13 protein-coding genes and 7 pseudogenes are annotated in these 25730 nt (G+C 55.1%); 14 read left to right on the top strand and 6 right to left on the bottom strand.

Annotated elements, in window-relative coordinates:
• Window positions 1-235: 235 nt before the first annotated feature.
• Both sbcD and ACMZI0_RS08945 read left to right on the top strand, forming a co-directional pair.
• A complete protein-coding gene (gene sbcD, locus ACMZI0_RS08950; RefSeq protein ID WP_415672684.1) occupies window positions 236-1459 on the top strand; it encodes an exonuclease subunit SbcD in 1224 nt (407 codons plus the stop codon).
• Complete coding sequence (locus ACMZI0_RS08945) at window positions 1456-5145, top strand: AAA family ATPase (protein WP_415672683.1); 3690 nt, start codon at window positions 1456-1458, stop codon at window positions 5143-5145. The genes sbcD and ACMZI0_RS08945 overlap by 4 nt, the downstream gene beginning before the upstream one ends.
• Before the next feature lie 30 nt (window positions 5146-5175).
• Here the strand turns inward: ACMZI0_RS08945 and mak are convergent.
• Window positions 5176-6096: pseudogene (gene mak, locus ACMZI0_RS08940) on the bottom strand (fructokinase).
• 190 nt (window positions 6097-6286) lie between these two features.
• Here mak and rdgC point away from each other — a divergent pair.
• The 4 genes from rdgC to mdtI all read left to right on the top strand — a co-directional run bounded on the left by rdgC (window position 6287) and on the right by mdtI (window position 8857).
• On the top strand, window positions 6287-7198 hold the full coding sequence (gene rdgC, locus ACMZI0_RS08935) for a recombination-associated protein RdgC (protein WP_415672682.1): 912 nt from the start codon (window positions 6287-6289) through the stop codon (window positions 7196-7198).
• 34 nt (window positions 7199-7232) lie between these two features.
• Window positions 7233-7706, top strand: coding sequence for an NUDIX hydrolase (locus tag ACMZI0_RS08930; RefSeq protein ID WP_415672681.1), 474 nt, complete (start codon window positions 7233-7235; stop codon window positions 7704-7706).
• 466 nt (window positions 7707-8172) lie between these two features.
• A complete protein-coding gene (gene mdtJ / locus ACMZI0_RS08925) occupies window positions 8173-8541 on the top strand; it encodes a multidrug/spermidine efflux SMR transporter subunit MdtJ (protein WP_415672680.1) in 369 nt (122 codons plus the stop codon).
• The gene (mdtI, locus tag ACMZI0_RS08920; protein WP_415672679.1) at window positions 8528-8857 is read left to right on the top strand and encodes a multidrug/spermidine efflux SMR transporter subunit MdtI; all 330 of its coding nucleotides are present in this window, start codon (window positions 8528-8530) and stop codon (window positions 8855-8857) included. Before mdtJ ends, mdtI begins: the two co-directional genes overlap by 14 nt.
• 46 nt (window positions 8858-8903) lie before the next feature.
• Here mdtI and ACMZI0_RS08915 read toward each other — a convergent pair.
• The 4 genes and pseudogenes from ACMZI0_RS08915 to ACMZI0_RS08900 form a co-directional block, all read right to left on the bottom strand.
• Window positions 8904-10676 (bottom strand): annotated as a pseudogene (locus ACMZI0_RS08915) (methyl-accepting chemotaxis protein).
• Window positions 10677-11137: 461 nt separating this feature from the next.
• A pseudogene (gene ppnP, locus ACMZI0_RS08910) lies at window positions 11138-11422 on the bottom strand (pyrimidine/purine nucleoside phosphorylase).
• Between the two features lie 55 nt (window positions 11423-11477).
• Window positions 11478-12002, bottom strand: coding sequence for a shikimate kinase AroL (aroL, locus tag ACMZI0_RS08905; protein WP_415672678.1), 525 nt, complete (start codon window positions 12000-12002; stop codon window positions 11478-11480).
• A gap of 296 nt (window positions 12003-12298) precedes the next feature.
• Window positions 12299-12547, bottom strand: a pseudogene (locus ACMZI0_RS08900) (L-asparaginase); the annotation flags it as partial.
• Between the two features lie 7 nt (window positions 12548-12554).
• Between ACMZI0_RS08900 and ACMZI0_RS08895 the strand changes: the two are divergent.
• The 7 genes and pseudogenes from ACMZI0_RS08895 (at window position 12555) to ACMZI0_RS08865 (ending at window position 23761) form a co-directional block, all read left to right on the top strand.
• Window positions 12555-13499: an Ig-like domain-containing protein gene (locus tag ACMZI0_RS08895; protein WP_415672677.1), complete on the top strand. Its 945-nt coding sequence runs from the start codon at window positions 12555-12557 to the stop codon at window positions 13497-13499.
• A gap of 20 nt (window positions 13500-13519) precedes the next feature.
• Window positions 13520-14482 carry an Ig-like domain-containing protein gene (locus ACMZI0_RS08890; protein ID WP_415672676.1) on the top strand — a complete coding sequence of 321 codons (963 nt, stop codon included), beginning with the start codon at window positions 13520-13522 and terminating at the stop codon, window positions 14480-14482.
• 70 nt (window positions 14483-14552) lie between these two features.
• Window positions 14553-16916, top strand: coding sequence for an Ig-like domain-containing protein (locus ACMZI0_RS08885; RefSeq protein WP_415672675.1), 2364 nt, complete (start codon window positions 14553-14555; stop codon window positions 16914-16916).
• Window positions 16901-18859 (top strand): Ig-like domain-containing protein, encoded by a 1959-nt coding sequence (locus ACMZI0_RS08880; RefSeq protein WP_415672674.1) that lies wholly within the window; start codon window positions 16901-16903, stop codon window positions 18857-18859. The genes ACMZI0_RS08885 and ACMZI0_RS08880 overlap by 16 nt, the downstream gene beginning before the upstream one ends.
• A gap of 212 nt (window positions 18860-19071) precedes the next feature.
• Window positions 19072-20391 (top strand): annotated as a pseudogene (locus ACMZI0_RS08875) (TolC family outer membrane protein).
• Between the two features lie 62 nt (window positions 20392-20453).
• Complete coding sequence (locus tag ACMZI0_RS08870; protein ID WP_415672673.1) at window positions 20454-22592, top strand: type I secretion system permease/ATPase; 2139 nt, start codon at window positions 20454-20456, stop codon at window positions 22590-22592.
• A gap of 11 nt (window positions 22593-22603) precedes the next feature.
• Window positions 22604-23761 (top strand): annotated as a pseudogene (locus ACMZI0_RS08865) (HlyD family efflux transporter periplasmic adaptor subunit).
• Window positions 23762-23798: 37 nt separating this feature from the next.
• Here the strand turns inward: ACMZI0_RS08865 and uxuA are convergent.
• Complete coding sequence (gene uxuA, locus ACMZI0_RS08860) at window positions 23799-24980, bottom strand: mannonate dehydratase (protein ID WP_415672672.1); 1182 nt, start codon at window positions 24978-24980, stop codon at window positions 23799-23801.
• A 396-nt stretch (window positions 24981-25376) separates the two neighbouring features.
• Between uxuA and ACMZI0_RS08855 the strand changes: the two are divergent.
• A pseudogene (locus ACMZI0_RS08855) lies at window positions 25377-25598 on the top strand (fructuronate reductase); the annotation flags it as partial.
• Window positions 25599-25730: the final 132 nt, after the last annotated feature.

Genomic DNA, 25730 nt, shown 5'->3' with positions numbered 1-25730 from the left:
CAATAACGAAATCTTACGATAGCCCGCTTTACGTAAAAAATATGAGCCTGAATGGCTAATCTTCTGCGGGCGAAAGCAGTATGCGTCAGTTTTATGACAGATTTATGAAAACGCAACCTGCGGGTAACAGCCTGTTTAGGCGTTGTTTCCAAAATTTCCGTCGCAATAACGACAGCCGCCGCCGTCACTGCTTATAATCGCCCTACATTTGATAGTACGCCTCACAGGAAACGCCATGCGAATCATTCACACCGCAGACTGGCATCTGGGCCAATATTTTTATACCAAAAGTCGCACGCCGGAACATCAAGCGTTTCTCGACTGGCTGATTGCACAGATTACCTTACATCAGGTCGATGCGCTGATCGTGGCGGGTGATATCTTCGATAACGGTTCTCCGCCCAGCTATGCGCGCGAAATGCTGAACCGGTTTGTTGTCGCATTGCGCAGCACCGGATGCCAGTTGGTGCTGCTGGCTGGTAACCATGACGCGGTAGCCACGCTAAATGAATCGCGGGATCTGCTGGCGTGCCTGAATACACGCCTTATCGCCAACGCCGCCGAGAATCCGGCGCAGCAGGTGTTTACGCTCAATACCCATCAGAGAACACCCGGCGCTGTTCTGTGCGCCATTCCTTTTCTGCGCCCGCGAGACATCCTGCGCAGTCAGGCAGGCCAATCCGGCGCGGAAAAAAAACTCGCTTTGCAAGACGCCATTAGCGAACACTATGCACAATGCTACCAGCACGCCTGCGACTTACGCGCAACGCTGGGGTTGCCTTTACCCATTATAGCTACCGGACACCTGACCACCGTGGGCGTTACCGCTTCGGAAGCCGTGCGCGATATCTACATCGGGTCGCTGGATGCCTACCCGGTGCAGGCGTTTCCGCCTGCCGACTATATCGCCCTCGGGCACATTCACCGCCCGCAGCGCGTGGGACACAGCGAGCATATCCGCTACAGCGGTTCCCCCATTGCCCTGAGTTTTGATGAGCTTAGCAGTGAAAAATCCGTCGCCTTGCTCGATTTCCAGCAAGGCGCGCTTACGGAGATCACCCTGCTGCCCGTTCCCGTGACACAACCGATGCGCCTCATCAAAGGCAATCTGGCGGAGATAGCGCAGCAGTTGCAAGGCCTTCCGACGCCAGAAGCGGGGCAGCGCATCTGGCTGGATATTGAAATCGCTACCGACACTTACCTCAGCGATATGCAGCAGCGCATCCAGCAATTAACGCAAGAATTGCCGGTGGATGTGTTGCTGTTACGGCGCAGCCGTGAACAGCGCTTGCAGGCCATGGCGCGCGAGAAGAAAGAGACGCTGGACGAATTATCGCCACGCGACGTTTTCGAACGCAAACTGGCACTGACCAATATGGAGCCTGAGCAGCAAGAGCGGCTACGCCCACTGTTCGATGAAATGGTCCGAGACGTCACTGAAGGAGCGCCGCAAGCATGAAAATCCTTAGCTTACGGTTAAAAAACCTCAACTCGCTCAAAGGCGAATGGAAGATTGACTTCACGCAGGAGCCGTTCTCCAGTAACGGCCTGTTTGCCATCACCGGCCCGACCGGTGCGGGTAAAACCACACTGCTGGACGCTATTTGTCTGGCGCTTTATCACAAAACGCCACGACTGGATACGCTCTCTGCTACTCAGAACGAGCTGATGACGCGCAACTCTGCCGACTGTCTGGCCGAAGTGGAATTTGAAGTCAAAGGTGTAGGCTATCGTGCTTTCTGGAGCCAACGTCGGGCAAAAAATGCCGCAGACGGTAACCTTCAAGCTCCAAAAGCCGAACTGGCGCTGATCGAAGACGGTAAGATCCTGACGCAAAAGCTGTCCGAAAAGCTTGCTCTCACCACCCGTATTACCGGACTGGATTTTGAGCGTTTTACCCGTTCGATGATGCTCTCACAGGGCCAATTCGCTGCCTTTCTCAATGCCGATACCAAAGATCGCGCAGCACTGTTGGAGGAGCTAACTGGCACGGTGATCTACGGTAAGATCTCCAGCCGAATCTATGAGCGTCATAAAGACGTTAAGCTGGCGCTGGATACGCTAAAGGCGCGTGCGTCGGCCATTGCGTTGTTGGATGACGGCGAGCGCGACGCGGTACAAACTGCGTTAACGCAGCTACAACAGGAAGAGCAGCAACTGCGCAAAAAACGTGAGCGAGCACTGACACACCAGCAATGGCTGGCTCAAGAACGGCAGTTACAACAGGATATACGACAAAGGCAGCAACAGGCAGCAGTGGCGGAGCAAGCACAGAGTGACGCCGAGCCCGACCGCTTGCGGCTGGAGCGCGATGAGCCCGCAGAGAAATTGCGCCCATTGCAGCAAGAGCGCGAACGTGCTCGGTTAGCGCGGACCGCCGCACAAGCGCGGGAAACCGAATTGGTGCAACAGCACGCCACGTGCAAGGCAGCACATGAGCAACAGCGGCTCTTATCTGAGCAAGCGCAACAAGCACAAAAGCAGCACAGTGCCGCACGCCAGCAGGAAGAGACGTTGATCGAACAGCAGGTGATGCCGCTCGATCAGCAAATTACCGCACAGGGTGAACGCAGTGCACAGTTGCGCCAGGCGTTGACCCAAACCCAAACGCAGCGTGATAACGAGCAGCAGCAACTGACCGATCTGTTGCGTCAGCGCGACACCGCGCAAACCCAGCATGAAGCCTTACTCGCCTACCAACAGCAACATCCCTACCACCGTCACTGGCGCGAACAACTGGGCAGTTGGCGCGCGGCATTTCAGGAGCAGCAGCGTCTGTCTGGGGAACTGGACGATTTGGCAACGCAGCGGCAGCGTCTGACAAACGATGAGCAAGAGATGACGCACATGCAGTTAGCGCTGAACGACCAACGTGCGGCGCAACAACAACACGCTCTCACCTTGCAACAGCAATGTCAGCAGCAGCAAAGGTTGTGGCAGCAGGCTGAAGCGGAAAATCCTATTGCCCGCTTGCGTGAGCGCTACGCGGCACACCAGCGTGCTCGTCATGACAGGCGGCGATTCGGAGAATTAACACAATCGCTCAGCAACCTGCGCCAACAGCAGCAAAAAAGCGCAAGCAAATGGCGCGAACTGAACGCACGTTATCAAACCGATGAACAACACGGTAAAACGCAGCTCGCCGACTGTCAGCGTCTGGAGCAACAATTCAACGATGTTGAACAACACGTCGAGCTAGAAAAGCGTATCGTCAAACTGGAAGCCGAGCGTGCGCAGTTGCAAGCGGGCAAACCTTGCCCGCTGTGTGGTTCCACGCACCATCCGGCGATTGAAGACTATCAGGCTCTGACACTAACCGCTTCCGATGCGCAAGTACGCATGGCAGAACTGCGCGCGCAGTGCCAGCAGGCGCGCAGTGCGTTGGCGCAACAGGAGGGCGCACTCGCCGCGCTCGCCAAACAGCGTGATGAACTTGAGGCCGAACGGGCTGAGCAAATAAACCTGTACCAAACGCAATACAGCGCCTGGCAGCAAGTGAGTGAGCATTTACACGTCACCTTCGCACCGGAGCAGGAACAAGAGATTGTCGAGTGGCTGACAACCTGCGATCGCGAAGCAGATACGTTGTTTAGCCAGATAGAAGCACAAGAACAACTGCAACGACGTTGGCAAGAAAGTAAGGATTCACTGGCAGCGGCACAGCGCCAACATCAGGAAACGGAACAACAGTTCGCGTTGCTGCAACAGCGTATTCATACACATCAGGAAGGGGTTGCAGAAAACGTACACAAACAGCAGCAGCTCGCGGCACAGCTTACGCAACAGCAAGAAACGCTCGTCAAGGCGCTAGCGCCCTACACGCTGGCATTGCCGCCCCTTGCTGAACAACAGCAGTGGCTGGTTGAACGCACCGCTGAGGCTGAACGTTGGCAAAACACCGAGCAGCAGCTACAGCAACATGAAAAAACGCTGGCTTCGCTGCACGCGACTGTGCAAGAACGGGAAAAAAGCCTACAGGCACTCCAAGCCCACGTCACACAACAACAGGCACAATGGCAGGACGGGGAAAAACAGCTGGCAGCCTTGCGTCAACAGCGTCATGCCTTGTTTGGCGATCGCGATACGCAACAGGTGCGACACGCGTGGCGGCAACAAAGCGAACAACACCAGCAGACCGTCGACCAATTAGCCGCCGCGACACAAGATGCGGCGGCACAGCTTGCCAGACTGGCGGGTGAGATGGCCGGACAACGCGTACACTGTCAACAGTGTGTAGACAATGAGCAACAAGCCGCCGCACAGTTTGCTGCTGCGCTGGCGCGCAGTCCGTTCATTGACGAAACTGCTTTTCAGCAAGCGCTGCTGGATGATGACACGTGTCAGACGCTGCGGGCAAAAATCGATGCGGTGCGCCAGGCGGTAACGGAGACCAAAGCGCTGCTAGAGCAGGCCATTGCCGCGTTGAACGCACATCTGGCGCAGCGTCCGGCAACCGAGCCTGAGGGCGAGGAAGCCGCAACGCCAGAACAACAACTGGACATGCTCGATGCCGCACTAAAAACCAATCTCTACCAACAAGGCGGGCAGCAGCAGCGGCTGCGCAACGATGAGATCCAACGGGATAAACAACAGACGCTGCTACAGGAGATCGAGCAACAAAGCCAACACTATGCCGATTGGAGTTGCCTCAACGATCTTATCGGTTCGCAAAGCGGCGATAAATTCCGTAAATTCGCCCAGGGGCTAACGCTCGATCATCTGGTGTATCTGGCCAACTTGCGCCTTACCCGCCTGCACGGCCGATATCAGCTTCAGCGTAAAACCGACGATGAACTCGGCCTGCATGTACTCGACACCTGGCAAGCTGACGCGGGGCGCGACACTCGCACCCTGTCGGGCGGCGAGAGCTTTTTGGTCAGTCTGGCGTTAGCGCTGGCACTCTCCGATTTAGTAAGCAACAAAACCCGTATCGACTCGCTGTTTCTTGATGAAGGGTTCGGCACGCTGGACGCGGATACTCTGGATAGTGCGTTGGATGCGCTGGATAACCTTAATGCGACCGGCAAAACCATTGGCGTCATCAGCCACGTGGAAGCGATAAAAGCACGTATCTCCACGCAAATCAAGGTCAAAAAGGTCAATGGGTTGGGAGTAAGCCAGCTTGATGAGCGCTACGCCCTGTAGCGCTCTGCGTGTATGATGGGTGCAGACGCGTTATGCTGCCGGCCACAGCCAGGCGGCACCGCGCACACCGCTGGAATCACCGTGCGTTGCCTGACGAATAGGTGTGGTGCACTCCTGACCAAATATCCACGGGGTAATCAGCGCGGGCAGCGTTTGATAAAAACGCGGGACGTTGCTCATCCCGCCCCCCAGCAGCACCACGTCCGGATCCACTAAGTTGATCACGTGTGCAATGGATTTCGCCAGGCGCTGCTCATAGCGTTGCAGCACCTGCTCTGCGGCGCTATCACCTTGACGCGCCAGTGAAACGATCGTTTCTCCGTTGCAGGCGTGCCCCGTGACATGGCGATAATCGGCGGCAAAACCGGTGCCGGAAATCCGGAAATAAAGGTTTCGATACACCCGGTTTGACCACAATAGCAAGGCACGGCCTGCGAATGTCGGCGCTCTTCCTCATTCTGCCGGGGCAGCGGGTTATGCCCCCATTCACCGGCAATACCGTTGCGCCCGGCATGGGCGCGCCCGTTGAGCGCAATGCCCGCACCGCATCCCGTGCTGATAATAATGGCAAACACCACGCCAAGCCCGGCACCGGCACCATCCACCGCTTCTGATACGGCCAGACAGTTGGCATCATTGGCAAGGCGCACCGGACGCTGCAACAGGGCTGAGAGATCGTTATCCAACGGCCTGTCGTTCAGCCACACGGAATTGGCGTTTTTTACGTTGTGCGACAGGGGGGTGGGATAAGGTGCCAGGAATCCCCACGCCAACGCTCCCCGTCATGCCGGTTGCCTTTTCGGCTTCATTGACCAACGCAGCAATGGTTTGCAACGTTCCCTGATAGTCATCACGGGGTGTCGGCAGACGATGCCGGAATAGCGTTTCGCCGTTATCCCCCAGCGCAATGACTTCCGTTTTGGTGCCGCCCAAATCAACGCCAATACGCACACTGCCTCCTTAGAAAATTCCCGTCAGGGATGAACAAATATCTCAGTTTTCACGCACCTGGCACAAAACTGCTTCATTCTAGTGTATACCGAATCCACCATTACGCGCTGCACTTGCGCGTCAAATCCGCTATCATGCGTCCCTCCCCCTTTCATCCGCGTGCCACGCACGCACCGCCAGGGATAACACCATGCTGTGGTTTAAAAATGTTATTATTTATCGCTTGAACCGCGATATCGCCCTTTCCACCGATGCGTTGGAAAAACAATTAAGTGAGTTCGCCTTTACCCCATGCGGCAGCCAGGATCTTTCCCGCACCGGCTGGGTATCCCCCATGGGTTCTCACAGCGATGCACTGATCCACAGAGTCAATGGCCAGCTGCTTCTCTGCGCACGCAAAGAAGAGAAGATGCTGCCCTCGCCGGTGATCAAGCAGGCGCTTCAGGCCAAAATTGACAAGCTTGAAGCCGAACAGCACCGTAAACTGAAAAAAACGGAAAAAGACACCCTGAAGGATGAAGTGCTGCATACGCTGCTGCCGCGCGCCTTCAGCCGTTTCAGCCAGGTCTGGTTATGGATCGACACCGTCAATCAATTGATTATGGTCGATGCTGCCAGCGCTAAAAAAGCCGAAGATACGCTGGCATTGTTGCGTAAAACCCTGGGCTCGCTGCCTGTAGTACCGCTGGCGCTGGAAAATCCTATTGAGTTGACGCTGACCGAATGGGTCCGATCTGGGGATGTACCTGCCGGCTTCACCCTGCAAGATGAGGCTGAATTAAAAGCCATTCTGGAAGATGGCGGTGTGATCCGCTGCAAGAAGCAAGATCTGGTGAGTGATGAAATCGCCGTGCATATCGAAAAAGGCAAAGTGGTCACCAAACTTGCCCTCGACTGGCAGGAGCGGATCCAACTGGTGTTGGCGGAAGATGGCACGCTGAAACGGCTGAAATTCGCCGACACGCTGCGCGAGCAGAATGACGACATCGACAGAGAAGATGTTGCTCAGCGCTTTGATGCCAATTTCATTCTGATGACCAGCGAGCTTTCCGCATTGACCACCAATCTGGTGGAAGCACTGGGTGGTGAAGCGCAGCGCTAAACCTTAATCAGGCAAACGGAACAAGGATTGCGTTATGCGCCATGAGATCCCGGTGCACTGTTTTTCTATCGCGCTGTATGTATTGCGCCCATCGCGGACGGGTTATCAGGTATTACTGCTGCGCCGCAACGGCCATACCCAACCTGGGCAGTGGTGCCAGATAGCCGGTGGTATTGAAGCCGGGGAAGACGCCTGGCAAACGGCACAGCGTGAAGCCAAAGAAGAGACCGGCCTGCAATTGACCGACCTCTATTCAGCCGAGCGTTGCGAGCAGTTTTACGAAGCTGATAACAACGGCATCACTCTGGTGCCGGTGTTTGTTGCCTACGTCGCCGCTGACGTGGACATTGTGCTCAATGCTGAACACAGCGAGTTTCATTGGGCAACCTTTGAGCAAGCAGAGCGGATGTTACCCTTCCCCGGCCAGCGCGAAGTTCTGCACCATATTCAGCGTTACTTTGCCAAACAGCAGCCACATCCCATGTTAAGAATGCCGTTGAGGGCGTAAGTGACCTAAGACGTAACGTCAATCAGCGCGGCGCAGCGTCTTTCTGCACCGCCAGCTAAACGAACAGGCAATGAGACGCCCTCAAACCGAGCGCCGGTTTGCTTTCCCTCATGAGGAATGCTACAGTTAAAGTATTATAATATTATTTTAATTCAGAGGAATGTGGACAAATCGCATTATCTGCGGCGGGTAATACAGAATCATCATGAAGAAAATACAGAGTAAAACCGTCATTACTTCCATCTATATGCTTTTCCTTTCAGCGCTCCTTGCCAGTGAGCATCACTGGTGTAGCGAACTTTAGCTCTCTCTGAATTTGGCGGCAGCAGCGCATCCTTAAGCATTTGTCTGCTCATGCCTTACCCCTATTATCGCATATGGGAGCTGACATCCCCGGCATCACTGCACCTTGTTTTCACGGGGGCATCACCCACATGCTACGAATGACCCGATCAGGGAGAAAATAATGATTTACTGGATCTTTTTAGCGTGCGCCATTGCAGCAGAAATTATTGGCACCCTTAGCATGAAATACGCCAGCGTCAGCGGCAGTCCGCTAGGCCATCTGGTGATGTATGGCATGATTGCACTCTCTTACCTTTTGCTGTCAATCTCGATAAAGCGCGTTGCGTTGGGCGTGGCTTATGCCCTTTGGGAGGGCATTGGCATTCTGATTATTACGCTGTTCAGCGTTATGCTGTTTGATGAATCCCTTTCTGTGTTGAAAGCCGTCGGGCTGGCAATATTGTTAGTGGGTATCCTGTTGGTGAAATCAGGCGTGCGCAAAGCGCCAGCGACTCGTTCAACGCGGGGTAACCATCATGCTACCGTTTGAATGGCACCATGCTGCATTCCTGGCTTTGGCGATCGTGTTAGAGATTGCCGCCAACATATTCCTTAAACTGTCGAATGGCTTTCGCAATGTGTGGCTTGGAATATTGTCGCTGATAAGCGTACTGGCCGCGTTCAGCGCACTGGCGCAAGCGGTAAAAGGCATCGAACTCACCGTCGCCTACGCGCTGTGGGGCGGATTCGGCATCGCCGCCACGGTAGCAGCAGGCTGGATATTGTTCGGCCAACGCCTGAACAAAAACGGCTGGGTAGGCTTGGGGCTGCTACTGCTGGGAATGGTGCTGATTAAACTGGCGTAATAAAAAGAGCGCCTTACGGCGCTCATCATTTTTTACGTCAGAAGTTTTACACCTTGAAGTGTTCCACCGTGGAGTGCAGTTCTTCCGTTTGCGCCAACAGCGCTTCGGTTGCCGCTGTAGACTCCTGCACCAGTGCCGCGTTTTGCTGCACCATGGAATCCAACTGCGCCATCGCCTTGTTGATCTCCTGAATGCCGCGCATTTGCTCATCCGCCGCGTGGGTGATCTCCGACATCACCGTGGTCACGGTGGAAACGCCGCCGACAATCTCCTGCATGGTACTGCTGGCCTGACGCACTTGCGTGGAACCGGAGGTGACGCTGACCACGATCGCTTCGATCAAGGTTTTGATCTCTTTTGCTGCCTGTGCGCTACGTTGCGCCAGGGCGCTAACTTCGGAGGCAACCACCGCAAAACCACGGCCTTGCTCACCTGCTCTTGCCGCTTCCACCGCCACATTTAGCGCCAGAATATTGGTCTGGAAGGCAATGCCGTCAATAACACCGATAATATCGCCAATCTTGCCGGAAGCGGCGACGATATCTTCCATTGTCACAATCACATCTGAAACCACTTTACCGCCGGTGCTGGCGTCTTCAGACAAGATGCGCGCCTGGCTATTCACATGCTGTGCAGAGCTGGCCGATTCGGTGACCGCCGCCGAGATTTGCTCCAGCGAGGCGGCAGTTTGTTGAATACTCGCGGCCGCAGACTCAGTACGCGCAGAAAGATCATTATTGCCTAACGAGATTTCATCCACCGCGACTTTCACCGAGGCGCTGATATCACGAATCTGAATCATCACCATGCTGAGCTTGTCGATAAAGACGTTGAACGAACGGGCAATCTGCGCCACTTCGTCGTGGCCTTCATCGGGCAAGCGCTGGCTCAAGTCATTGTTACCGTTACTGATGTCATCCATCGCATCGCGCACTTGCAGCAGACGTTTAAGCGTTTTTGTAATGATGACGCCAACGATCAGCGAGCCGAGCAATGAGATAATGACCAGCGTTATCACCGACGTGGTCAGCAGCGAACGCATGCCAGCCTTGGCTTCTGCCCTGTCGAGCGCCACCAGAATATACCAGTCGGTGCCCGCACCATGCGCTCTGGGCCGCCCATCTCGACGGTCACCGGATGCTGAGCAGTCAGTAATTCGCCGAGCACAATGCCCGGGGCAATATCCGTGATATTTTTCAGCGTCAGATTTTCATCCGGATGCGCAATAATCACACCAGCTTTGTCGATCAGCACGCCAAAACTGGCCGGAGTCGGGTTGATGGAGCGCACATTGGCGATGACATTCTCCATCGTCACGTCACTGCCCAGCACGCCTTTGACACTGGAGCCTGAAACCACCGGTGAAACGAATGACACCACCAGCTTGTTGGTCACCATATCAATATACGGAGTAGTGGCAACCGGTTTCCCAACCTGCACCGCCTGCTTATACCAAGGGCGCACTGTCGGGTTGTAATCCGCCAGAATACCGCCCGGATCGGCAAATTTTGCCGTGCCATCGACATACCCCAATAGACGTTCAGGAGTTTCCCCGCCGTCACCATCTGTTTGAACAGCGGAATCGGATCCTCATGGGTCAGAACCCAATCATTTATGGAGGAATCATCTGAATTTTTGAGGCCACCCAATCACTGATTGCCAGACCGTGGCTACTGGTCACCGAATCCAGAGTGTCTTCGATGGATGACTCATTTGCATTATTGGCAATGGTGTAATTCAGGTAGGTATTTACAGCGAGGGAAAAAACCACAATAGACGCACACACCGCCAATATGCGCGCTCGCGTTGTTTTCAGCATAAATCACTCTTAGTAGAAGATAGCTATATATTCTATAACGACAGAATAAAATCAAACTTGAGCGCGGATTGTGGCGCTAAAGAAGATGTATAACAGGAAAATAGAACTTAGTATGATATTTTTCACTCATTTAAGCGTCAGCTTCACGGTTCATTACCAGATTGGCATAAAAAATCAGTTTATTTCATCAAATAAAATGATATAATCGGGATAGTGTGCTTATTAACAGATATAAGAAAAAGATATGAACAACAAGCGAATTATTCGCGGTTTAACCGCTGAATAAGCGGCCTGATCTAAACGGTGATTATTTTCGTTGGTGACAATCGACCAACGCCGCGAAGATATTACCGGCGAAACAGCAACCAAATATAATCTTGGTTATACGCATTTTCACACGGCGAAAATGCTTTATATCTGGTTGGCAAGGCGGGTTTGCCCCTGCATGCAGGGGCAAAAGATCAGAGGTATTTGCAGAGATAAGAGGTCGGCTCAGCCACTTGTAAATAGAACTCGCTGCTGCCCGGCACAGAGAATACAGCTCCGGGCCCAAAAACTTGCTATTCATTGCTGCCTGGCAACTTTACCGTGAGCGCACCGCTGACAACGGCCATCTCTTCCGGTTGCCCGGTACCAAAAGTGTACTCTCCCGCTTCCATCACGCCCACACTGGCGCGGCCAATGGAGTCACTGTCAAAACCGATAGATTTCACTTTTCTAGAAAAATATTCATTAATATTCAATATAGTATAGCGCCTGTGATCAGAAACGAGAAGAAAGAAATAACCAACGAAAAGCCGCTTATGAGGCGGCTGAAACACGCAACATTTGCAGAATCTCTGCCACGATGGCATCCGGAGCCGCAGAGGCAATGACCACGTGATGTGCCACATCGCGGTACAACGTTTCCCGCGCTGCCAGCACATCGGCCATTTCGTCGACAATTGGACGTCCGGTCAACGTGGGGCGTTGATGCGCCTCGGGGCAAGCCTCCAGGCGCTCACCCAGCAGCGTTGCAGAGGCAAACAGATAGACAACAATCCCTTGCGCGCGCATAAACTGACGGTTCTGCGGAGAAAGCACCATACCGCCGCCGGTGGCGATCACACAGCGCGGCTGCGTCACCTGTTGCAGAGCAAAGCTTTCACGCTGGCGAAAGCCTTGCCATCCTTCATTCGCAACCACATCCGCCACGCTCATTTTGCTGGTTTGCCGCATAAACAGATCGGTGTCGGCAAACTGATAACCCAACGCACGCGCCAGCGCGTTGCCAACCGTGGTTTTACCACACCCTCTGGCCCCAACCATAAAAATGGGCTGTGACATGTAATGACCTACCCTTCTCACTTTCCCGGCAATCCCCGGGACGCATTAATCGATATCAGCGGGCATCATACCGATAAAGCATGACAACAAGAAAGCCTCTGGGCGCTAATCCGCACATCTATCCTGATTTACGCGGCATCACTTCCACGTTGTTTGTTATTTCGCGTTAAATACACGATTTCATGAAATAGATAGCTGAGTAAGAAGCAGGAAAGGCTGCCACCCTCAAAGGTGGCAGCCTGCTTTGCGTTTTTCACGTGTGACAAAGAGGTATTTTTACGCGTGCCACACAAGCACTAGTAGGTATGGAAATACGCCTGAATCACATCTGGATTCTGGGTTTTGCTCAATGCCAGCATCAGCAGGATGAGCGCTTTTGCCGGGTTGAGCGAATCGGAAACCAGGCCGGGCTGGCTGGCATCGGGAGGGACAACACCACTGCCGGTACGCGTGGAGCGCACCACAACGATCCCCTTATTAAGCGCTTTACGAATGACCGCGTCGCTGCGTTTAGAGACGCTGCCTGCCCCCATCCCGGCGTAGACCCGCGAATTGATTGTTGATACCACACCGCCAACCCTCACGGTGCAAAAACTTACCGGCGACGATCTGCTCACCACCGATGAGGTGAAAAGCGCGCAAACCGCGCAAACCTTGTCTGGCACAACGTCGCCCAGCGAGGCCGGACAGACTATCACCGTAACCTTAAACGGCAAAACCTACAGCGGCACCGTCAATAGCGACGGTTCCTGGCAAATTTCTCTGCCCGGTGCGGATTTACAAGCGCTCGCTAACGGCACCTATCCCCTGGTGGCCTCTATCACCGATAAAGCGGGCAATATCACCACGCTCCCCGCACAAACCATCACCGTAGACAGCACAGCGGAAGCCATTAACATCAAAACACTTTCCGGCGACGGCTGTCTGAATGCGGTTGAGGCCACGCAGCCATTGATGTTCTCTGGCACCACGGCGAATGTGGCGGCGGGTCAAACCGTGACCATCAACTTCAATGGCCATGTTTACACCACCACAAACAGTAATGGCAGTTGGAGTGTGCAGGTTCCCGCCATAGACGTGAGCGCGCTGCCGGATGGCAAGCTCACCGTCAGCGCCAGTGTTAGCGATACGGGCGGTAACTCCGCCAGCAACAGCCATACGCTGAATGTGATCGCGCAACCTGCGGATCTGCCTACCATCGCGATCGCTACCGTCTCCGGTGATGATGTGATCAACGCCCGGGATGCAGGCAGCCCGATGACCATCAGTGGTTCAATCACCCATGTCACACCGGGGCGCACCGTTACCCTGACACTGAATAACAAAACGTATCAGGCGACAGTCGGTAGCGAGGGCTCATGGAGCACCACGGTGCCCGCTAATGATGTGCAGGCACTGCCGCAGGGCCAGCAATCCATTACCGCCAACGTGAGTGATATCGCACACAACCCAGCCAGCAACAGCCACACCATCACCGTGGACACCACGCCACCGTAAACGCCAACGGCAGTTGGTCATTGCCGCTCGCCAGCGCCGACCTGTCATCAATCCCCGATGGCCCAGTTAGCGTCATCGTTACCGTCACGGATAGCGCGGGTAACAGCAGCACCGCCAATGGCAGCGCAGAAGCGCTGTTCCACAAGCTGCCGAGCGCCACACTGGTACTGCCCTTCGGTGATGGCTACCTCAATCTGGAGGAGTCAAACACCGCTCAAACATTGCGCGGTAATACCGGGATCAGCGGTAGCGGACAAACGGTGACAGTAACCCTGGATGCCGGCACGCCCAATCAGGTGGTGTTCACCGGCGTACTGGTGGATAGTCTGGGCGGCTGGTCGCTGCCGCTTTCCTCCACTCAGTTGGATGCCTTTACCGAAGGGGGGCATACCATCACGGTCACTGTAGCCGATCGGGCAGGCAACAGCAGCACCTCTACCAATGTCACTGCGGCATTGACACTGCTCGCACCTGACATCACGGAACCATTATTTGGCAGTGATAACATACTCAACATCGCGGAAGCCAGCGGCCCGATTATCATCAGTGGCACCACCAATAGCACCGGCAGTGCACAAAACATTGACCTTAACGGCGTGATTTATCAGGCCGTGGTCACGGGCAGCGCCTGGAGAGTCACCCTGCCAGCCAACGCACTAAGTTCGCTCGCTGAAAGTAACGATCACAAACTGGTGGTGACCGCCACCGATCAGGCGGGTAACTCATCCAGCGACACGGTCACCTTCGAAAACGATTTTCATGCGCCCGCCGTCACGCTGGATACCCCGTTTGTCGGCGGCGATGGGCTGGACTATGTCGAAAGCCGCGCCGCACAAACTCTGAGCGGCACGTCAACCGGGCTGGAAGTCGGGCAAAAAGTGACCGTCACTGTGAATAGTCATGGCTATGACACCAATATTGGCGTCGGAGTTGCAGCAGTTCACCGTTCCGACAACGACGATCGCGATAGAGGCATAGGATAAAGCGGGCAATGCGGCTAACCAGACGCTAACCGTTCCAGTTGATTTCACCCTGCCGCCAGTTCCAACGCTGGTGATTAATGCCATTGCCGATGACAACATTATCAACGCCGATGAATCACAGGCTACGATCACCATTTCTGGGGTACTGCATCACGGAGTCAGTTCACAGGCAATAACGTTGCTCATCAATGACATTCAACCTACGGGTAGTGTCATCACTGACAGTAACGGTATCTGGAGTGTGAATATTCTCGTCTCTGATGCAGCCTACGCCACTTTTACGTCTAATGGCACGGTGAACATTACAGCATCAACCGTGGTGGGCAGTGACACCATTAACACCAGCACCACGGTTCAGGTTGATGTTACCCCGCCATCTGTCGCCATCCTCACCTTCGCCGGAGATAACACGCTGGATAACAGTGAACTGGCAACGGCGCAAACCATCAATGGCACAGCCTCCTTTGCGGAAGTCGGGCGCTTTGTCTCTGTCACGCTGGGCGGGAAGACCTATCAGGCACAGGTACTCGATAATGGCAGTGGCACGGGCGGCATCTGGTCCGTTAGCATTCCCACCGCCGATCTGAACAACCTTGCTCAGGGGCAACACACCATCACCGCCACGCTGAAAGATGCGGCAGGCAATTCCACTAACGCAACGCCACTCATTATCACAGTTGATACGGAAATCCCGCTGCTCACCATAGATGCTTTTGCAGGCAATAACATACTGGCGATGGCAGAAGCGTTGCTGGGGCAAGTGCTGAGCGGTAAAGGTGAGAAAGGTGCCACGGTAACGCTGACAGCAGGCCCGCTCACCGGTAGCACGCTGGTCGATGTTAATGGCAACTGGCAGATTCCCTTCCTGGACCTCAATCTCACTAAACTCACCGACGGCCCGCAGGTGATCGGCCTGACCATTACCGACGCCGCGGACAACAGCAGTAGCACCTCAGTTACGTTGAACGTGGCGCTTAACAAAACGCTGGGAGCAGGCATTGACGATATTTTCGGTAACAACGGCATCCTCAACTATACCGAATCGCTGATCGCGCAAGTGATCAGCGGTCACGCTACGGGCAGTTCCCTCGGTGCCAAAGTCAGTGTCACCATCGCAGGAACCACGCTGGAAGCCACCGTAGGCGCGGGCGGTGCCTGGAGCGTGTCATTCCCACCGTCGCTGCTCTCCGGCCTCTCCGACGGACTGTTGCGGGTGAACGTCGACATTGTGGATGTCAATGGCAATAGCAAGAATGAACTGATCGATATCGATGTATTACGTTCTGTGCCCACCATCGATTCCGTCCTCGCCTTTGGCAATAATGGCCTGAATGCGCTTGAAGCTGCCGCCAATCAAATCATCAGCGGCGTGGTCGGCAACATCGATCTCACCAAAGGTGCCTTTAACGTCGCCGTCACGCTGGGCACCAAAACCTACACCACCACCGTGGGTGCAGGTGGCGCGTGGAGTCTCTTTATCCCAACGTTGGATTTAAAAGCCTTGCGGGACGGCACACTGGCACTTGGCGTGGCCGTCACCGATTACGGCGGTAACGTGGCCAGCAAAACCATCAACGTACCGACGATCATCAATAATCTACCCAGCCTGACACTCGATCCGATATTCGGTGACGGTCTGCTCAATCTGGCCGATCTGCTGGTTAATCAGACTGTAAGCAGTACGGCGATAAATCTGGTATCCGGTACCCAGCTATCCATCGATGTGGCTGGCGTAACAACCCTGACCACAACGGTCGGTGCCAACGGCAAGTGGAGTGTGAACGTTGCCCCAGACGTATTGGCACTGCTACAAAATCTGGGCAACAGCAATGTCACGGTCACGGTGAGCGCCAGCGACAGCGTCGGCAACACCGTCTCACTCGGCGGTGGATTAACGTTAGGCTTCTCCCAGCCCGTGGTTACACTTAACCCTATTTTTGGTGGCGACGGTTTCCTCAACGCCGCAGAAGCATTGGTAGCTCAAACATTGAGTGGGTTGGTAACCAATGCAGCGGTTGGATCTCAGGTTTCCGTGACGCTGGGCAGTAAAACCTTCCAAACCACGGTAGGCGCTGGCGGGGCCTTCAGCCTGATCCTGCAACCTGCCGATCTTGCTGCACTGGTTGATGGCAGCGTGTTAGTTAACGTAGAGGTGACCAACAGCAGCGGCAACACTGGCTCAATCAACCGAACCATTACGGCTATCACCAAAAACTTGCCGACCATCAGCCTTAATCCACTGTTTGGCGGTGATGGCTATCTCAACGTGGCGGAGGCCGCGCTGGGCCAGACGTTGAGCGGCACCACGACGCAGGCAGCCGTAGGATCAACCATCGCTGTCACGCTAGGTGGGCTTACGCTGAACACCACCGTGGGTGCCGGGGGCGTCTGTGGAGCATTCCGGTTACCTCAACGCAGTTGCAATCATTACTGAACGGCAACCTGACAGTCAACGCAACGGTCACCGACGCGGCGGGCAACAGTAACAGTGCCAGTGCGGGCCTGACGGTCGCACTCACACCGCCGACCATTAGCTTCAACCCACAGTTCGGCAACGGCATTCTGGATTTGAACGACCTGCTCAGCACACAAATCCTGAGCGGCACCTCCACGCAGGCAGCGGCAGGCACCACGCTCACCTTAACGCTCGGAGGAAAAACCTACACCACCACCATCAATGCGGGCGGCAGTTGGTCATTGAGCCTGCCCACGCTGGATCTGCAAGCGCTGGCGGACGGATCTCTGACGGTGAATGCACAATTAACCAACGCCGCAGGCAACAGCGTCAGCCAAAACAGTCTGGCGACGGTTGCCATCAATGCCACACCGACCATCACGCTCAACCCGTTGTTTGGCGGTGATGGACTGTTGAACGCCGTGGAAGCTGCGACCAGTCCGATTATCAGCGGCACCACGACCAACGCCGTGGGTTCAACGTTGCGCGTCACGCTGGGAAGCAGAACCCTGACGACCGTAGTACAAAGCGATGGTACCTGGTCGGTCAGTTTGTCCGCCACCGATCTCAATGCACTCACCGACGGCAATCTGACGCTGGGCGTCGCGCTCACCAACCCCGCAGGTAAAAATGCCAGCGCCAGCGTGGGCATCGGCATCCATAATCTGCCGTCGCTGTCACTGAGTGCCCTGTTCGGTGATGGCTACCTCAACCTGACCGAAGCACAGGTCAATCAAACCATCAGTGGGACCGCCAGTAACGCCGTCGGCGGCAATATCCGCGTCAATGTCGGCGGATTGGTGCTGACCACCACCGTTGCCGCCAATGGCAGTTGGAGCGTGACCGTGCCGACGGCCAACCTGTTGAACATTGTCGACGGCAACCTGAACGTGGGCGTAACCGTGACCGACCGCTATGGCAACAGCAATAGCGCCAGCAGCACAGCCATCGTCAAAACCCATGCGCTGCCGCAATTGGGCATCGATCCGACTACGCTGCTGAGCGCGCTGAGTATTATCACCAACGGCCTGACCATCCACGGCGAAAGCCGCAACGTGCAGGCTGGCGCGCAGGTGTCCGTTTCTCTGCTCAAAACCAACTCGGTGCTTAACGGCCTCACTTTGACCGGCACGGTACAAGCCGATGGCAGTTGGACCGCCCGGCTGGAAAGCTCGCTGCTCACGTCGCTGGGGCTTACCGTGCTCAACATCCTCTCTGTGTTGACCGGCACGCTGGTGGCGACATCTGTCACGGATGTCGTAGGTAACAGCATCGGCGTGTCTGCCGGGCTGACCACCGGGATTTCGCTCCCTCTCACGCTCGCCAGCATCGAGAGCCACAGCCTGACGCTTGAGGAGAGTAGCGTTTCGTTGGAAACCAGCCACACCGCATCCGTCACTCACGAAACGAGCACAGCGCATGACGACAGCACCTTGACGCTCGCCAGCCTGAACGCGGAGCAAAGTAGCGGTGCAAACACCACGGTCACCATACCGAGTGATATCAGCTACAGCATCGGCGGCGTCGCTATCGTGTCAAATAAAAACGGCACACTGACCGGTAGCTACGGAGACGACCAGCTTCAGGTCTCCGCGCTTGATGCACGGCATATCGACGGGGGTGCAGGAACCGATACGCTGTTGCTGAATGGCGAACATCTCGCGCTGGATCTCACCGCGCTGGGATTGAGCATCGACAACATCGAAATCTTCGATCTCGGGGCTTCTGGCACCAACAGCATCACGCTCGATTTGGCGCGAGCGCTGTCGGTCACCGATAAACCCGAAGACGATTTGCGCATCCTTGGCGCGGCGGGCAACGCGGTCAATTTGATCCCCGATCCAAGCGGCATCTGGGCCTTGGCCGGGCAACGGGCGTTGGATGGCATCGTGTTCGATGTGTACCACAACTCGTCGCTGTAGAGCGGCAACACACTGGGAGATGTGCTGGTGCAGCAAGGGCCGCACGTCAACATGGTGTGATAACGAAATGGCGTGATAACAAAACGGAAGAAGCCGCCACAGGTATGCGCGTGCCTGTGGCGCACACGACGGTCAGGGTGTTGATAATAAAACGGTCTTTTTTTGCTAGGAATGACGTTCGCCAGCCCTATTTTCGTGCCACCTTATGCGGCATGAGCGTGCTTATCGCGCTCATCGCCACGTCAGGGGGCGCGCCAGTATCCGCGCAGCCACTGGGTGTTACCTGGCAGGCAGCCCCCAGTGAACAGCAGATTGATAGCCTGAGCCTTGAGCAGGCCATTCTGTACGCCTTTGACCGAAATCCACAAATCGCGCAGGCAGCAGCACAAATCCGTATTGGTGCCAGCGAATTGAAGCTGGCCGAAAGCGCCTGGATGACACAGATCGCGCTGAACGGTGGCGTTGGCAGGCAAAATCAAAGTGATACCCCCGGCACGCGCGGTCGCACCACCTCGGCGGGCGTTTCGCTGACACAGTTAATCTACGATTTCGGCAAAACCAGCGGCAGCATCGATGAACAGCATCACCTCTCGGATGCCTATCGCTACCAGCTCTACAACATCATGACCGGTGTCGGTCAACAAACTCTGCTCGCCTATTTACAGATCAAGCGCTATCAAACGCTGTCGGCGTCGGCAGAACGGCATATCACCTCGCTTGAAGCAGTAAAAGCCATCGCTGAAATGCGAGCACAAGCCGGGCTCAATTCGCAATCCGACGTATTGCAGGCGGAAACGCGTATCGCAGGCACGGTCGCCACACTTGAGCAATACCGTGCGCAGCAGCGCTCGGCGCTGGCGCAACTAACTGTATTAACCGGCGTGGTGCCCGCGCGCCTGCCGGATTTGCCGCAGGCACTGCTACAACAGGCGATCACCTTACAGGCGCTGCCCTACGAGCAAAGCGCGCTGGTACGTAGCGCACAGTCACGTCAGGAAGCCGCCCGGCAACGTATTCGTCAGGCAGAAGCCAAACATTGGCCCAGTGTCTCCGTGCAGGCGACACGCGCGCGCAACGATACCCGCAACCGCGCCTACTGGGACGATCAGGTACGGCTGCTGATAGAAGCGCCCATCTATCAAGGCGGTGCCGTCAGCGCACAGATCGATGCAGCCCAGAATGCGCGCGAGGCCGCACAGGCTGAAGTGGAAGCCGCCAAGCTCGATATCAACCAGCGCGCAGCCACCGCTTATGCCGGCATGATCGGCGCGCAGCAGCGTCAGGTCGCCAGCTCACCAGCTCCAACTATACCCGCGATGTGTATCGCGACGAATATCGCTTGAGCAAGCGCAGTCTGAACGATTTGCTCAGCGTGGAGCAAGACGTGCTTCAGGCCGAAAACGCACGTGCAACGGCGCAGTTTGATGGTTGGGATGCAACGGTCAACTACGCTGCTGCCGTCGATAATCTGCTGGATATGCTTGGCATAGAACGAGAACGCGCCCAGTGGCGATCGGCTGCCGTCATTGTAATGACGTGTGTGTAATGATGTGAAAAGTGGCTGTTAACCCAAGTATTACTCACAGGAGATTGCATGACTGCGTCTGCCACCACAGAAATATGGATCGCCGCACTGGCAAGAACAGCCGCTCATTATGGGTATGTTGTCGATGTGCGTAAGGTCGCACAACAGATGCGCTGGCATGAACATCTGCCGCTGCCGCGCAAGCTGGAACAGATAGCCCGCCTGATGAGTTTGCACACCAGCCTGTGTCGTTGGGAGCGCTTACGCTGGAGCCCCGGCATTCTTCCGGTACTGGCCGCATCCCATGACGGCAGCGTGCTGGTGATCGAAGCCATTGATGACGAAAATAATCTGGTGTATTGGCGCAGTGACGGCGGCGATCTGCAACGCAAAATTGACAAGGAGACGCTGCAATCGCAGATTCAGGACACGCTGGTGCTCACCGGCATTGCGGAACGCGGCCGCGATGCCCGTATCGATGATTTCGTCAAACCCTACCGTAAGCATTGGTTCTGGCAGCACTTTGCTCACGCCAAACGGTCGATTGGCGAAGTGGCGCTGGCCTCTATCATTGGCAACGTGCTGGCACTGGCAGGCATCCTCTTTTCCATGCAGGTCTACGATCGCGTTATTCCCTCGCAGTCCATGCCTACCCTTTGGGTGCTGTTTGGCGGCGTGCTGCTGGCGGCCGCTATTGAATACGCTATCCGCTTATCCCGTACCGTGATCTCCGATTTGATGGGCAAACAGATCGACCTGAGCGTTTCCGGCATGCTGTTCGCCCGCGCGTTAACCATCAAGAACGAAGCGCGCCCCAAATCTACCGGCTCCTTTATTTCTCAGTTGCGGGAAATCGATCAGGTACGTGAATTGCTGACCTCTACCACGGTCGGCGCGGCGGCAGATATGCCTTTTGTGCTGCTGTTTCTTGCGCTGATGTCGTTTATTGGTGGTCCGCTAGTGCTTATTCCCATGCTGGCGATCCCGCTGATTGTCATCCCCGGAATCTTGCTGCAATGGCCGATGGCAAAACTGGCTAAAGAGGGCATGCGTGAGAGCTCGTTGCGCAACGCGGTGCTGGTGGAATCCATTGAAGGGGTGGAAGACATCAAAGCGCTCCAGGCTGAGCCCTATTTCCAGCGGCAGTGGGAGCAAACCCACGAGGTGAGCGCCGCCGTCGGCATGAAGCAGCGCCTGTGGGGCGCACTCCTGACCGGTTGGGCATCAACAGTACAGCAGTTAACCTATGCCAGCATGTTGGTATTCGGCAGCTATCTGGTGTTGGCCGGGGACATCACCACCGGGACGTTGGTAGCATGTAGCCTATTGTCATCACGCACCATCGCCCCATTGATGCAACTCACTATGGTGTTCTCACGCTGGCAGCACGCCAAAAACGTCCTGACCGGCCTTGATGAACTGCTGCAAAAACCACTCGATACGCCGGATGCGCAAGAAATCGCCCACTGTCCGGTGCTGCAAGGGCACTATCAGGTGACACAGGCGCAGTACAGCTACGATCCGGAAAAGGGAAATAACGCCCTGTTTATCAATACGCTGGACATCAAGCCCACCGAACGCGTCGCGATATTGGGCAAGGTTGGTACCGGCAAATCCACCCTGCTCAAACTGCTCGCCGGGCAAGCGACAGCCACGCGCGGCAAAACAACGCTGGACAGTGTCGACATGGCATACATTGACCCGGCAGACATGCGCCGCCAGATAGGTTTTCTCTCTCAGGATTCACGGCTGTTTTTCGGTAGCCTCAGGCAGAACCTGATGCTGGGCAACCCGCACGCCAGCGAGCAGGAGCTGCTGGCAGCACTGCGTATCAGCGGTGCGCTCAGCATGGTGCAGCAGGATGCATCCAGCCTTGAGCGTATCATTCAGGAAGGCGGGCGCGGCCTCTCCGGCGGGCAACGCCAGATGGTGCTGTTAAGCCGTCTTATCCTGCGCAATCTACAAATCGTGCTGATGGATGAGCCCACAGCATCCATGGATGAACAACTGGAAGAACAGGTTATTCGCCAGATGAAAAGCTGGCTGGAAGGACGCACGCTGGTATTGGTGACGCACCGCCCGGCACTGCTCAAGCTGGTTGACAGGCTGATCGTGATGGACAACGGACGCATCATTGCCGATGGTCCGAAAGAGCAGATACTCAAAGCGGTTAGCAAGCCGTTCGATAACGCACAGCAGGTCGCCTGAGGGGGAAAACCATGAACAAGACGCTGTTCAGCGCAAAAGGGAAAGCCTCCTCCAGAGTGATTTGGCTGACGTTGCTGGGGCTAGTGGTGTTTTTCTTCTGGGCGAAAATCGCCATCCTGGATGAAGTCACCGTCGGCAGTGGGAAAGTCACCCCCTCATCACGGGCACAGGTCATTGAAAGCCTCGATGGAGGCGTGATCGATAACCTGTTCGTTCAGCAAGGAAATATCGTGGAAAAAGGCCAGAACTTGGCACAATTGGATATCAACCGTGCCCAGTCGGTGTATGGTGAAGCCTTTTCGCGTGTCACCACCCTGCGCGCCTCGGCAGAACGCTTACGTGCAGAACTGAGCGGAGAGCCACTGCGCTTTAGCGAGGAGACGCTGAAAGATCCCAATCTGGCGGCGCGTGAGCGCCAACTGTATGAATCCCGCCTGCGTAACCGCGATGAAACCGTGCTGAACCTGCAACAGTCTATGCGACTGGTAGAGCAGGAATTGAAAATGACCGAACCGCTGGTCGCCCGTGGTGCAGCCAGCGCGGTAGAAGTGATCCGTTTGCGGCGACAAATCAGCGAAATCCGTGGCAAGATCGATGAAGCACGCAATCTGTATGCTGTCAGGGCACGCGAAGAGCAGGTAAAGAATAATGCCGATTTGGAAGCACAATTGGAAGTCGTCAACGGTAAGGCCGACCAACTACGGCGCGCCACCCTCACCTCGCCGGTGCGCGGTATCATCAAAGACATTCAGGTCACGACCGTCGGCGGAGTGCTGCAACCCGGTGGTAAGTTAATGGAAATCGTGCCGCTTGAAAACAAGTTGTTGATTGAAACCCGCGTTAACCCGCGTGATATCGCCTACATCCGCCCTGGATTGCCCGCCATCGTGAAAATTACCGCTTATGACTCATCCAGTTATGGCGATCTGGAAGGCGAAGTGGAAAGCGTTTCACCGGACACCTTGCAAGATGAGGTACGGCGCGACCAATATTATTACCGGGTCTATGTGCGCACGCTGGAAAGCGGATTGACCAATAAAAACGGCGACCAGTTTGCCATTGTGCCCGGCATGATGGCGAATGTGTAGATTAAAACGGGGCAAAAAAGCGTGCTTGATTACTTGATTAAACCACTGAATAAAGTCAACGAGGTGCTGCGTGAACACTAGCGCCTCTTGATGTTATCCCAATGGTAACGCCGCGGTATTACAACAATTCAGGGAAGAAAACCTGTTTCAGCGCCAGCTCAACGCCGCGCACTTCCGCCAGCCCTTTCAAGCGACCAATCGCAGAATAACCAGGGTTGGTTTTCTTCTTCAGATCGTCGAGCATCTGGTGACCGTGGTCAGGACGCATCGGAATCGGACGCAGATCGCCTGCCGCTTTACGGCGTGATTCTTCCGTCAGGATCGCTTTCACCACCGCCACCATGTTCACGTCGCCGCCCAAATGCGCCGCTTCGTGGAAGGTTTTCGGATTTTGTTCGCGACAAGTCGCACGCAGGTGGGTGAAGTGGATACGATCGCCGAAGGTTTCAATCATCTTAACCAGATCGTTATCCACACGCACGCCGTAAGAACCGGTGCACATGGTGAAACCGTTGTGGATATTATCCACGGTCTCTTTCATCCACTGCATATCTTCAATGGTAGAAACCACGCGCGGCAACCCCAGAACCGGACGCGGCGGATCGTCCGGGTGGATCGCCATACGGATACCCACTTCTTCGGCAACCGGCACAATGTGCTTCAGGAAATAGCCCAGATGTTCACGCAGTTTGGCATGGTCAATACCGTCATATTCAACCAGACGCGCGCGGAACTGATCCAGCGTATAGCCCTCTTCCGCCCCCGGCAGACCCGCAATGATATTGGCCGTCAGACGCGCGATATCCGCTTCGGTCATCGACTCAAAATAAGCAGCAGCCTGCGCTTGCTCTTCCTCGGTGTAATCATTTTTTGCGCCGTCACGTTTGAGAATGTGCAGTTCAAACGCAGCGAAGGCAATTTGATCAAAGCGCAACGCTTTGGAGCCATCCGGCAGTTGGTATTCCAGATCGGTACGCGTCCAGTCCAGAATTGGCATAAAGTTGTAGCACACGGTGTCGATACCGCACTGTGCCAGATTGCGCAGAGACTGCTGGTAGTTGGCAATATAGTGCTGATAGCGACCGGTTTGTGTTTTGATATCTTCGTGAATCGGTACACTCTCAACCACCGACCACACCAGCCCCTTGGCTTTCAATTCGGCTTTACGCTTTTCGATCGTCCAGACTTCGCCATTCGCGATGAGGTGCAACGCGGTCACCACGCCCGTTGTTCCCGCCTGACGGACATCGTCCAGAGAGACAGGATCGTTCGGGCCATACCAACACCAGGTTTTTTCCATCTTTATTACTATTAATCAATAACTTGTAAATTATGCCTTGCGCTGTTTCCGGTCCACGGCAGTCACTGCCAGACGGCAGGTGCATCAATCTCATCAACCAAAGCGGTAAACAGGCCGACCAATTTTGCCCGGCATTCCGAGCACAGACTACACCAGCCCGCGAAAAGCGCCAACAAGAAAACAAAATAGGTTGACCAATATCACCAAAACAATGTTTTTTGGACAAACAAATTGGCTTTTTACGCGGAAAGAAGTACAGTTTGAAATTTTATACTCAAGCATCTTTTTTCATTATTTGGTCAGGCCACTTCTCACATTACTCCCCAACATACAGCTCCGTCGGGGACACATGAACGCGGTAACGCACGATGGCCTGCCGTAATCAGGGATATTGTTATGACAACGTCGACCACCGTCACGCATCACGCCACTCTCGCCAATACCTCGCTGCCTGCCGCTGTGCAGCAGCCGCAGTACGATCGCGCAGTACTTGCCAGCCGTATGGTGCACATCGGCTTCGGGGCGTTTCACCGTGCGCATCAGGCGCTGCTTACCGACCGCGTTCTGAATCAACAAGGCGGTGACTGGGGCTACTGTGAAGTGATCCTGTGTAGCGCGGCGGATTTTTTCGCATAGAATAACGAATCATTTTGCACGCCAATAAAAGCTATTAAATTGGGATTTAGCATTGTGCAAAATGATTCGCGTTGTTTACTCTGGTTTGGGGTATGGTTGAACTTTGAACAGGTT

The sequence above is a fragment of the Symbiopectobacterium sp. genome, from assembly GCF_047692315.1.
Taxonomy (GTDB): Bacteria; Pseudomonadota; Gammaproteobacteria; order Enterobacterales; family Enterobacteriaceae; genus Symbiopectobacterium.
The sequence above is the reverse complement of the archived record's forward strand: the minus strand, read 5'-3'. Positions and strand labels throughout refer to the sequence as shown.

Excerpts from the sequence above, each read along its gene's own strand:
- sbcD (WP_415672684.1), top strand. The coding sequence starts at position 236 with ATGCGAATCATTCACACCGCAGACTGGCATCTGGGCCAATATTTTTAT.
- ACMZI0_RS08945 (WP_415672683.1), top strand. The coding sequence starts at position 1,456 with ATGAAAATCCTTAGCTTACGGTTAAAAAACCTCAACTCGCTCAAAGGC.
- rdgC (WP_415672682.1), top strand. The coding sequence starts at position 6,287 with ATGCTGTGGTTTAAAAATGTTATTATTTATCGCTTGAACCGCGATATC.
- ACMZI0_RS08930 (WP_415672681.1), top strand. The coding sequence starts at position 7,233 with ATGCGCCATGAGATCCCGGTGCACTGTTTTTCTATCGCGCTGTATGTA.
- mdtJ (WP_415672680.1), top strand. The coding sequence starts at position 8,173 with ATGATTTACTGGATCTTTTTAGCGTGCGCCATTGCAGCAGAAATTATT.
- mdtI (WP_415672679.1), top strand. The coding sequence starts at position 8,528 with ATGCTACCGTTTGAATGGCACCATGCTGCATTCCTGGCTTTGGCGATC.
- aroL (WP_415672678.1), bottom strand. The coding sequence starts at position 12,002 with ATGTCACAGCCCATTTTTATGGTTGGGGCCAGAGGGTGTGGTAAAACC.
- ACMZI0_RS08870 (WP_415672673.1), top strand. The coding sequence starts at position 20,454 with ATGACTGCGTCTGCCACCACAGAAATATGGATCGCCGCACTGGCAAGA.
- uxuA (WP_415672672.1), bottom strand. The coding sequence starts at position 24,980 with ATGGAAAAAACCTGGTGTTGGTATGGCCCGAACGATCCTGTCTCTCTG.